Annotated in this window: 1 protein-coding gene; it reads left to right on the plus strand. The window is 66.3% G+C overall.

Annotated features, from left to right (window positions below; translation table 11 throughout):
* Window positions 1-73: 73 nt before the first annotated feature.
* Complete coding sequence (locus tag Q1V87_RS10465) at window positions 74-1,204, plus strand: acyl-CoA desaturase (RefSeq protein WP_300592354.1); 1,131 nt, start codon at window positions 74-76, stop codon at window positions 1,202-1,204.
* Window positions 1,205-1,384 lie beyond the last annotated feature (180 nt).

The following is a 1,384-nucleotide window of genomic DNA, read 5'->3' on the forward strand; positions in this document are numbered from 1 at the left end:
AACGGCAACTGCCCTTGGCATCCATCCCGCGGCGCGCACGACGTGCGGCGCACGAGTGAAGTCAGGTGCCGTTGTGCCGTCATCCTCCGTATCTTCCCTTCCTCCCGTCGTCGCGGAATCGTCCAGGCTCGGGCCGGTTCGCCAGACCTACGCCGGGACCGCTGAGTTCCCCCCGGTAGCGCGTGCGTACACACAGGTATCGCAGGTCGTTCGTGAACTCGGGCTGTTGCAGCGCACGCCGTGGTTCTATGCCGCGGTCGGCGCGGCGATTGCCCTCGGCTTCGGCGGTGCCATCACGGGATTCATCCTTCTGGGCGACAGCTGGCTGCAACTGCTGATGGCTGCTGCGTTCGGCATCCTGTTCACTCAGGTCGCCTTCCTCGCGCACGAGGCCGCGCACCGCCAGATCCTCGCGAGCGGCCCGGCCAACGACCGGCTGGCCCGCGTCCTCGGCGGGATCGTCGGCATGAGCTACTCGTGGTGGGACTCCAAACACTCGCGCCACCACGCGAACCCGAACCGCGTCGGCAAAGACCCCGACATCGAGGTCGACACGATTTCGTTCCTCGAGACGGATGCCGCAGCATCGCGCGGCATCGTGCGCATGATCACCCGCAAGCAGGGGTGGCTCTTCTTCCCCCTGCTGACCCTCGAGGGCATGAACCTCTACGCACTGAGCTTTCGACACCTGCTCTCGCGAGGGCCCGTCAAGGGCCGATGGACGGAGCTCGGCATCCTGACCCTGCGTTTTGGCATCGTGCTGGTGCCGATCTTCCTGTTGCTGCCGCTGGGCATGGCCTTCGCGTTCTTCGGAGTCATGGTTGCCGTGTTCGGGGTGTACATGGGGGCGTCGTTCGCGCCGAACCACAAAGGGATGCCGATCATCGCGCCCGACGCGAAGCTCGACTTCTTCTCGAAGCAGGTCCGTACCTCGCGGAACGTCGCCGGCGGTTGGTGGGCGACCTGGCTCATGGGGGGCCTGAATTACCAGGTCGAGCACCACCTGTTCCCGAGCATGTCGCGCCTGCACCTGGCGCGGGCCCGTGAGATCGTGCGCGACTACTGCGCCACCCACGACGTTCCCTACACCGAGACCTCGCTCTGGCGCTCGTACGCGATCGTCATCGACTACCTCAACAGGGTCGGGCTGGCCGCCCGCGACCCGTTCGACTGCCCCATGGTTTCGGAGTACCGTCGGGCCTGAGCCTCCCCGACCCTCGGCGCGCGATCACCGTCCGGACGGAGCTCCCAGGTATCACTGGTAGTGTCTTTCACGGCGGACATCGTTCTCGATCTCTGCCGGCGTCGTCGATACGCATCCCGGCCTGACGGTCCGGCTCTCTTCTCGAACGGCGAACCGATGCGCGAACCCGCGCCGTCGCCA

Origin of the sequence: Microbacterium sp., assembly GCF_030149085.1 — a bacterium.
Lineage (GTDB): Bacteria > Actinomycetota > Actinomycetes > Actinomycetales > Microbacteriaceae > Microbacterium.